Genomic DNA, 3,320 nt, shown 5'->3' with positions numbered 1-3,320 from the left:
TATTACTCATTGTGACCTCCCACAACTAAAAATAACGGCTTATTCGAACGAGAAATACCCAAACAATCAGTACAGCCGTGAACATCAAGATTTTTTAGCAATGAGTACATGGATTTAAAGCCCTCGTCATCATACTTGAAGGACCTTGATGCACCACTTGGTGCTGATTGTGAGGCTATTTTTCTAGCTCCTTGCATTTGAGCAAGTAAACAAGCTGAGTAAATCAATATTAAAAGCTGGTCTGCTTCTGAATAGTCATTCGCTACCAAACAATCACTAATTGCATTTACTTTTTTAAGAATTGCGTCAATAACTAAGCTCGGTACAGAATAACCAAGCTCTGATAACATTTGATTAACATTTTCCGCTGTTACCTGTACCGTCATAATTATTTACCTTTTTTCTTTTTATCTTCTGGTTCTGTTGTTTGTTGTTCCAATACAATAACTCGCCCTTCAAAAGCAATAGGTATTTCTTGGACAACAAACTCATGACCAATCTGAAGCTCTGCAATCTCACCATCAATGCGACCGTAACAACCACGATGTGTAACTCTTAATTTCATCATTAACCCCTTGCGTTAAAGACTTTACTTTTACCGTTAAAGTCTCGTTTAATTTGCAAACCAAACGCAGACCAAACAAGAGTTTGATAGTTATCATGTGGATTGACCCGTTGTTTCATGAATGAGCCAATTGGTGCAGCAATACGAGTTTTGATGTACTGAGCATTGCGAACATAACTAATGAAATGGTTGCCTTTTAGTTCAAACGTTTTGGTGAATGAATCAATGTAAACGCAATAGCGTAAGATGTAGTCTTTTAATGTTCCTTCTTTAAAGCCTTGTGAATTTGAATAAGGTACATTTAATCGGCGCTCAATTTCAGGAGAAATATAGAATTTTAATTTCTCAGAAACCAGGTTGTCATCTAAAACAACGCTAAAATCTTTTGTGAAGAAATTGATAATATCGTCATTGCTGGTTGCCATAGAAGTTAAATCAATATTGAAACCTGATGCGCTTAAGTCAACTTGATTTGTATGAGGGTGGTTAGTAATCCCTTTGCCTTCATAGTTTTTAACCTTGATCTTGTCGTCACCAGTTAAAAGATACTGCGCCATATTTCGACGGAGAGCTGCGGTTGCTGCCTCTTGGTCATCTGACATTGCGTCAATATTTTCAGTTTGCATACCTAACCACTCACGCCATTCACGACTATAACCCGTTTTAAAGATTGGAACTGGATCACCGTAATGGTCATAAACAACTTTATCTAATGTTTCAGGCTCTTGTCCTGACATAGAGCGATTAACATAGCCAGCATCACTTGATACACGATATAACGCAGCAGTCTTTCCAATTGAAATTGGTGTACCTAAAGACAATAAATCATCAAGTAACGGAGCACCCTCATCATCACGAATAACACGGGTAGTGACGTTATCTACTTCACGCCAGTAATCATGAGTTAAAATTGCAGCCTGATTGACTTCAATAGCATTGCCATGCATTTCACTCATCAGTTTTTGAGCGTTGTTAAAGATTTGACGACTTGCTTTTAATTGATTCCAAGCCTGAGCAACTTGAGCTGAATTGGTAATCAGTTTCTTGTTAAAAATAATTTTTTCGTTCTTCATTATTACTCCTTAAGCTTTACGAACTCGGACTTGTTCAGCGGTTGTGCCAACGGTATAGGTTTCAAATGCATAGAACAGCACAGCATCAGCACCGCTTGCTTTTTTTAATGTGCCATCACCGTTAGAAGTTAATTTATCGCCAACCTTCAAAGTCTCACCAGCTTTCACTAAAACATGGTAAGTAACATCATCTTCACAAATGATTGCTATACCGGTTGTATCAGCGGGGACATCCGAACGGATATCATGACCACCCAAATAGTCATTGGTGATAACTAGTGGTTGAGTTTGCTCACCTGCCGTTGAATGTTTAACTAGCTTGTTGTTGATAACGGCAACTAGTGAACACGGAGCAATCGCTTCACCTGTTTTTAAGTCAATCGTTTGTGGGTCGTTTTTACGTGCAGGGCCACCAATCACGGTTTTAAATCGAATCATTACTCTGGAGCCTCCATGTTTAATAGTGAATTATCTGAATTATTGGCAAAACCACCGCTAATAGGCGCTGTTTTAACGCACTGTGCATATAAAGCATCTAGTGGTTCACCAGTTAGCGCATTTACAGCAGTTTGCGTCATGTTGAACTTAGCTTTTACTGCTTCTCGTTTAACAGAGAGTTCTTTTTCTGTGTTTGCATTTACAGCTAATTCCAAATTTGTAACCTTGTTCATTAATGACTTTGCCCATGCTGGTGCATTTTCGGCATTCGTTGCGTTTTTCTTTTCCTGTTCGGCTTTTTTCTTTTCTTCTTCCTCAGAAGATTTCTTTTTATCAATCGCATCCTTGGTTATTTGCTCGTTATAAACCTTTAACAGTTGCTCATCTGATAAGCCATCGGTTTTAATACCCGCAGCATCTAGAGCCATTATGATTTTTTCTTTCATTAAGTCTTCTTCCTCTTTTTGATTAAATTTAAATACGCTTAAAACTTCTTTAATAGTTTTGCTAATTACGTTGCTTATTGAATCTTCTGAACACTCGATAAGACTTACATTTTCAATTGGCGATTTTTCACCATCCGAGTTAACAAAAATACCAACACCATCATCTGGTGTGGCCGCGCCTTTTTTATCGGGTAATATAGCGACATGGTCGAATTTCATATTTCGAGCTATTGACTTGTAGCGTTTGCCTTTTGATATGCCTGATTGATTGTCGGGCGTGTAAGTTAACCCTGTTGACACATGAATTGGCGTGATGTTTTTACCACTCATCATGTCATCAAGGCGATTTACAAGCATTCGCCCTTTTTCGGTGCTTTCTGCAAATTTCCTATCGATATACGCATCCATAAGCACCCTGTCTTTAGATTTTCGAACATTTCTACCCCACGCACCAATATAAAAATTATTAATGGCTTGTGGGTTTAATGCAGAAACATGCTCGTTATTTATTCGTGGGTGGTCTAATGGCATTAAATTGTCATTCAATGTCATATATGATTTGTTAATTTCATCTGCCGGATAGAAAATCCCATTCATGACAATGTCATCCACAATGGGGACCACATCATTGATAACAATGTGCTCTTTACCGTCGATGATTTGTGTTGATATTTTGGATTTACTATTAACGACAGATAAAACATTCACACTTTTAAGTGTCATGCTTTACCTCGTGTGGATTTTAAATATAAAAAAACCGCCGAAGCGGTTTAAGAGATTTGATTATGAATGTCTCTC

At 37.8% G+C, this 3,320-nt stretch carries 5 protein-coding genes; all 5 read right to left on the bottom strand.

Going from position 1 to position 3,320, the window contains the following annotated elements; all coding sequences use genetic code 11:
* Positions 1–2 precede the first annotated feature (2 nt).
* The 5 genes from J3U74_RS12185 to J3U74_RS12165 are packed head-to-tail and all read right to left on the bottom strand — an operon-like array spanning position 3 to position 3,245.
* The gene (locus tag J3U74_RS12185) at positions 3–386 is read right to left on the bottom strand and encodes a DUF7370 family protein (RefSeq protein WP_267328476.1); all 384 of its coding nucleotides are present in this window, start codon (positions 384–386) and stop codon (positions 3–5) included.
* A 2-nt stretch (positions 387–388) separates the two neighbouring features.
* Complete coding sequence (locus tag J3U74_RS12180) at positions 389–565, bottom strand: hypothetical protein (RefSeq protein ID WP_267328477.1); 177 nt, start codon at positions 563–565, stop codon at positions 389–391.
* A gap of 2 nt (positions 566–567) precedes the next feature.
* Positions 568–1,638, bottom strand: a complete 1,071-nt coding sequence (locus tag J3U74_RS12175; RefSeq protein ID WP_267328478.1) for a major capsid protein — start codon at positions 1,636–1,638, stop codon at positions 568–570.
* Between the two features lie 9 nt (positions 1,639–1,647).
* Positions 1,648–2,076 (bottom strand): hypothetical protein, encoded by a 429-nt coding sequence (locus J3U74_RS12170; RefSeq protein ID WP_267328479.1) that lies wholly within the window; start codon positions 2,074–2,076, stop codon positions 1,648–1,650.
* Positions 2,076–3,245 carry a hypothetical protein gene (locus J3U74_RS12165; RefSeq protein WP_267328480.1) on the bottom strand — a complete coding sequence of 390 codons (1,170 nt, stop codon included), beginning with the start codon at positions 3,243–3,245 and terminating at the stop codon, positions 2,076–2,078. The genes J3U74_RS12170 and J3U74_RS12165 overlap by 1 nt, the downstream gene beginning before the upstream one ends.
* Between the last annotated feature and the right edge of the window lie 75 nt (positions 3,246–3,320).

The sequence above is a fragment of the Gilliamella sp. B3892 genome (genome assembly GCF_026536305.1).
Taxonomy (GTDB): domain Bacteria; phylum Pseudomonadota; class Gammaproteobacteria; order Enterobacterales; family Orbaceae; genus Gilliamella.
Note: the sequence above shows the minus strand (reverse complement) of the source record. Positions and strands in the feature narration are given on the sequence as shown.

Bases quoted from the DNA above. Each gene is read 5' to 3' on its own strand.
- J3U74_RS12175 (WP_267328478.1), bottom strand. From the start codon at position 1,638: ATGAAGAACGAAAAAATTATTTTTAACAAGAAACTGATTACCAATTCA.
- J3U74_RS12165 (WP_267328480.1), bottom strand. From the start codon at position 3,245: ATGACACTTAAAAGTGTGAATGTTTTATCTGTCGTTAATAGTAAATCC.
- J3U74_RS12185 (WP_267328476.1), bottom strand. From the start codon at position 386: ATGACGGTACAGGTAACAGCGGAAAATGTTAATCAAATGTTATCAGAG.
- J3U74_RS12180 (WP_267328477.1), bottom strand. From the start codon at position 565: ATGAAATTAAGAGTTACACATCGTGGTTGTTACGGTCGCATTGATGGT.
- J3U74_RS12170 (WP_267328479.1), bottom strand. From the start codon at position 2,076: ATGATTCGATTTAAAACCGTGATTGGTGGCCCTGCACGTAAAAACGAC.